The organism is uncultured Albimonas sp. (genome assembly GCF_963977235.1).
GTDB lineage: Bacteria > Pseudomonadota > Alphaproteobacteria > Rhodobacterales > Rhodobacteraceae > Albimonas.
Window position 1 is genome coordinate 1 of the sequence record NZ_CAXBOD010000119.1, and the last position, 5,306, is coordinate 5,306.

The 5,306-nt window shown below is 74.1% G+C and carries 4 protein-coding genes; 2 read left to right on the forward strand and 2 right to left on the reverse strand.

Annotation, left to right across the window (positions count from 1 at the left end; genetic code table 11):
- Positions 1–59: 59 nt before the first annotated feature.
- Positions 60–1,493: an amidohydrolase family protein gene (locus tag AAC134_RS23340; RefSeq protein ID WP_339952126.1), complete on the reverse strand. Its 1,434-nt coding sequence runs from the start codon at positions 1,491–1,493 to the stop codon at positions 60–62.
- A gap of 278 nt (positions 1,494–1,771) precedes the next feature.
- Between AAC134_RS23340 and AAC134_RS23345 the strand changes: the two genes are divergently transcribed.
- On the forward strand, positions 1,772–2,725 hold the full coding sequence (locus AAC134_RS23345; protein ID WP_339952128.1) for a Gfo/Idh/MocA family oxidoreductase: 954 nt from the start codon (positions 1,772–1,774) through the stop codon (positions 2,723–2,725).
- Positions 2,726–2,860: 135 nt separating this feature from the next.
- Positions 2,861–4,339 (forward strand): amidase, encoded by a 1,479-nt coding sequence (locus AAC134_RS23350; RefSeq protein WP_339952130.1) that lies wholly within the window; start codon positions 2,861–2,863, stop codon positions 4,337–4,339.
- Positions 4,340–4,650: 311 nt separating this feature from the next.
- Here AAC134_RS23350 and AAC134_RS23355 read toward each other — a convergent pair.
- The coding region (locus tag AAC134_RS23355) for a GMC oxidoreductase (protein WP_339952132.1) at positions 4,651–5,306 on the reverse strand (656 nt) is incomplete at its 5' end.

The following is a 5,306-nucleotide window of genomic DNA, read 5'->3' on the forward strand; positions in this document are numbered from 1 at the left end:
CCCCTTTTTCAGGGCGCGCGCGCCCCGGGGGGGGCGGGGTGGGTCGGGGGCGTGGCCCCTCAGAAGGGGAGGCTGCGGGGGCAGATCTCCTCGGCCGTGCGGCCGCGGAAGTCGCGCGCGGGGACGCCCTCGATCCAGCGGGCCTGGGCGGCGTCGAGCCGGTCGCAGGCGTCGGCGTGGTCGAGGCTCAGCACCCGCCCCTCGGCCACCAGCTGGCGGCCGTCGACGAAGACGTCGCGCACCGCCCGGTCGGCGGCGTGGAACACCAGGCTGCGCAGCGGGTCGTGGGCCGGGCGCATCCAGGGATTGGCGAGGTCGACCAGCACGATGTCGGCCTTCATCCCCGGCGCCAGCCGGCCGATGTCGTCGCGCAGCAGCGCGCTCGCCCCCCCGACGGTCGCGGCATGGAACACCTGATCGAGCGAGGTCGCCTCGACGTCCCGCCCGGCGATCCGCGCGAAGGTCGAGACCTTGCGCATCTCCTCGATCATGTTGTGCGGGCTGCAGTCGGTGCCGATGCCCATGGTCACCCCGGCGCGCACATAGTCGCCGAAGTTCTCCATCAGATGGGAGTAGCGCGAGAACGGCGTGGGGCAATGCGCCACCGCCGTGCCGCTGTCGGCGAGGATCCCCAGGTCCTCGTCGGTGCACCAGTTGATCCACGAATGCCGGTCGAGGAACATCGCGTGGCCCAGGATCGTGCCCGGCGCCAGCACGCCCAGGTCATGGGCCCACTGCACCGGGGTGCGGCCGTGGCGGCGCAGCATCTCCTGCACCTCCCACACGCCCTGGGCGGCGTGGAAGGTGTAGGGGATGTTCCGCTCGCGCGCGGCGTCGAAGGCGTCGCGCAGGAGGTCGCCGGTGCAGTTCTCGATCTGGGTGGGCGAGACGACGCCGGTCAGCCGGCCCGAGGGCTCGGCCGCCAGCTCGTCGAGGAAGGCCAGCGTGCGGTCGAACGCCTCGCGCCCGGCGGCCTCGTCCCAGGCGAAGTCGAGGCGGTGGTCGACCTCCAGCTTCCAGGTCCCCGAGCCGAAGCTGGGCGCGAGAAAGCCGCGCAGGCCGCTGCGCGCGAACAGCTCCGTCCAGCCGGGGAACACCACCCCGATGTCGCACAGCGTGGTGACCCCGGACAGCAGCAGCTCGCAGGCGGCGGCCTCGAACCCGGCGGCCATGTCCTCGGTCGTGGCGCCGCCGAAGGCCTGCATCCGCTCGTAGAGGCCGGTCATGTAGTGGTGACGGACGCCGTGCTCCTCGCGCAGGCCGCGCTGGACGGGCTGGCTCTGGGGATGGGCGTGGATGTCGACGAGGCCGGGCATGACCATCAGCCCGGCGCCGTCGATCACCGTCCCGGCCTCGCCGGCGAAGCCGGGGCCGACATGGGTGATGCGGTCGTCCGTGAAGGCGACGTCGACGTCGCGGGCGTAGACGTGGCGGCCGCGCGCGGCGTCCCAGGCGATGGCCCAGGCGGCGTTGCGGACGAGGGTGGTCGGCATGGGCGTCTCCCGGATGGGGGCGAGGCAGATCGCGGCGGGGGCAGGTCTCGGCGGGGTTGTCCGGAGTTTTCGGGCGCGACGCGGCCCGCCTCCGACACGGGAATTCGCTGGCGTCCAAGAACGATAGACGCGCCCGCGCCCCCTCGGCAAGCGTCGCGAGACGCCCTGCGGCGCGGGCGGGCGCGGCCCCTGTCCGGACATCCCGCGCGCCCTCGGGCTGGACCTGAGCGGGGCGGCGCGGCATTGAGGTCGCGACGCACAGACGAAAGAGGGCGGCGATGAGCAGCACATGGAAGGTCGGCGTGATCGGCCTGGGCATCATGGGACGCCGGATGCTGGAGCACATGGGCCGCCACGAGGCCTTCGAGGTCGTGGCGGCCTGGGACCCCTCGCCCGAGGCCCGCGCGCAGGCGGCCCGCATCGGCCCGGTCGCCTCGATGGTCGAGACGCCGGAGGCGGTGATCGCGGCGGCCGACGTGGTCTACCTCGCCTGCCCGCCGGCGCCGCGGAAGGCCTATGCGCTGGAGGCGGCGGCGCAGGGCAAGGCGGTGTTCCTCGAAAAGCCGCTGGGCGTGGACGTGGCCGAGAGCCGGGACCTGGCCGAAAGGCTCGCCGCGGCGGGCGTGCCGGCGGCGGTGAACTTCACCCAGGCGGCGGGCGCGGCGCTCGCCGCGGTGCTCGCCGACGACGCGCGGGGCGAGGATCGCGGCGTCGACATCGTCGTCACCTACCCCCACTGGCCCCGCGCCTGGCAGATCGAGGCCGACTGGCTGCGCTTTGCCGCCGAGGGCGGGTATGTGCGCGAGGTGATCTCGCATTTCCTGTTCTTCTCCGCCCGGGTGCTGGGGCCGCTGGAGCTGGTCTGGGCGCGGCCCGCCTACCCCGCCGACCCGAGCCTGTGCGAAACCCATGTCGCGGCGCGGCTCGAGAACGGGGCAGGCGTGCCGGTGTCGGTGCTCGGCTCGGTCGGGGGCGTGCAGCCCGACCGGCAGGAGGTGACCGTCACGGGCGCGCGGCGCAGCTGGCGGATCTCGGATTTCTACCGGCTGGCGGTCTCGGACGGCGGCCCGTTCGAGCCGGCGGCCCCCGAGCCCGAGGATCCCCGCGCCGAGAGCCTGCGCGCCCAGCTCGACGACCTGGACAAGATGATGCGGGGCGAGCGCCATCGCCTCGCCACCGTGCCCGAGGCGCTGGCGGTGCAGGAGCTTGTCGAACGGATTCTGGCCCGCTGAGCCGGCGGCGAGGCCCCCCCGGCGATCTCGACGCAGGCGGGGGGCCTTTCGCCGGGCGTTGGTCCGGACCATGATCCGCCCTTCCTTCCACAGGCGACCTGCCCCGGCCGCCCCAGATCCACGACAGGAGACGACGTGACGACGGTGCTGAGCTGGGACGAGTGGACCGCCCGCGACGGGCTTGGACTGGCCGAGCTGGCGTGCTCGGGCGAGGTCACCCCCGAGGAGCTGGCCGCCCAGGCCGCCGAGGGCGCGGCCCTGGTGAATCCGCAGATCTCTGCGGTGATCGAGACGTTTGACGACGCGGTCGCCGACGCCGCGGGCGCGGGGGCCAGCCTCTCGGGCGTGTTCGCAGGGGTTCCGTTCCCGATGAAGGATCTCGGCCCGACCGTGGCGGGGCGCCTGCAGGAGCAGGGCTCGCTGTTCATGACCGGCAACCGGCCGCAGACCGACGCCTTCCTGACCACCAGGATCCGGGCCGCCGGGCTGAACATCATGGCGCGCACCACCACGCCCGAGTTCGGCTGCTGCAGCTCGGCCGAGAACCCGGCGGTCTACGTCACCCGCAATCCGTGGGACACGGACTACACGTCGTGCGGGTCCTCGGCGGGATCCGCGGCCGCGGCCGGGGCGGGGGTGTTCCCGCTGGCGCACGGGACCGACGGGGGCGGCTCGATCCGCATTCCCGCGGGGACCTGCGGGCTGGTGGGGCTGAAAGCCTCGCGCGGGACGTTCTCGGTGGCGCCCTACGCCTCGGACTACGCCGCGCCGGTGTCGACCCAGGGCTGCCTCAGCCGCACGGTGCGCGACACGGCCGCCTTCGTGGACGCCTGCCGCGGCGGGGCGCCGGGCGAATACATGCCCTACTGGCGCCCCGAGACCCCGTTCCTGGAGCTGATCGAGCGCGACCCCAGGCCCCTGAAGATCGCCGTCAGCCACGAGTGGGGCCCCTACCGCGCCACCCCCCATATCGCCGCCGAGCTGGAGCGGGCGGCGAAGGTGTTCGAGGACCTCGGACACCATGTCGAATGGGTGGCGCCGACGGTGGACTTCGAGAAGGCCTACGCCGCGCAGACCACCTGCTACATCACCCAGTTCGCGCAGACGGTGAACAACCTGCTGCGGGCCCGCGGGCTGGCCTCGCCGCCGCCCGAGCTGATCGAACCGATGAACATCCGCATCTGGGAGGCCGGCAAGGACGCGACCTTCACCGAGCGGTCGGACATGCAGTACGCGTTCAACGACACCTCGCGCGCCTTCGGGGAGTTCTACCTCGACTGGGACGTGATCCTGACCCCGATCACCGCCCGCGAGACCCCGCGGATCGGGACGACGGAGTATCTGACCACGACCTCCGAGCCCTCGCCGCTGGCGTGGTTCGAGAACCTGTGGGGGTTCTTCGCCTACACGCCGCTCAACAACCTGTGCGGCACGCCGGGCCTGTCGATCCCGATGGCCCGCCACGCCAACGGCCTGCCGCTGGGCATGCACCTGCAGGCCGCGCAGGGCAACGACGGGCTGCTGCTGCAGCTCGCCGCCCAGGTCGAGCGCTCGGTGAACGGCGACTGGCATGGCGGGCGCAAGCCCGCGGTGCATGTGACGACCGCGGGCTGAGTCCGGGCCCGGCCCTCCGGGCGTCCCGCGCGGCCCTCCGGGCGTCCCGCTCCGCAGCATGCGCGCCCCGGCCTCGAGCCGGGGCCTCTCGCCCGACGCCCGCTTCAGGCCCCCCGGCGGATCGCGGGGGCGGGTCCGTCCCTGACGCGCATGTCGCGCACGGCGGCCCCGCCTCTCCCCGGCCGCCGCCGTTGCGCCGGAGGCCCCGGGGCTGGGCGCGGCGCCGAGGCGGCGGGCCGTGGGCGGCGTTGCGAGCCCGGGGGCGCGCACCGCCGCCCGCCGCGCCCTGGCGCGTTCGGGCGGCGCGGCGGTCAGGCGGTAAGGCGGGCGGCCACGTTCTCGGCCCAGGCGGCGATGGACTGGGTCGGGGGCGCGGCCGTGGGCGCCGGCAGGGCGGCGGCGTCGGCGACGTGCAGGCCCGGAAGGCCGTGGATCTGGCCGGCGGCGTCGACCACGCCGCCCGCCTCGGGCAGGCCCAGGCAGGCGCCGCCCATCGGGTGGACCGAGGAGGGGCGGCGGCCCATGCGCATCGTCCCCCCGGCCTCGCGGGCGAGCTGCTGCATGGTCTCGTAGACCCGCGCGTAGATCGGGCTGTTCGAGGGATCGAAGTCGATCTTCAGCCGCCCGTTCTCCAGCCGCACCACGCCGTCGGCCGCATCCACCCCCATCGCCGAGGCGACCGAGCCGCGCTTCAGCCGCTCGCGCCATTTGCGCGGGATCGGCCAGTGGTCGAGGCTGGGGAGGTTGTTGAGCCCGATGGAGACGCGCGGCTCCTGCGCGTCGCGTAGAAAGATCCCGCCCTTCGAGGGCAGGCCCAGGGTCAGGTCCGTGCCCGGCTCGTTGAGGTCCCAGAACCCGCGCATGTCGCCGTTGCCCGAGAAGCGGCGGCCGAGGCCGGGGATCGGCGGGAGGGCGCCCGCCTCGACGCTCGCCAGAAGCAGGCGCAGGGTGTTCATCGTGCCGGCGG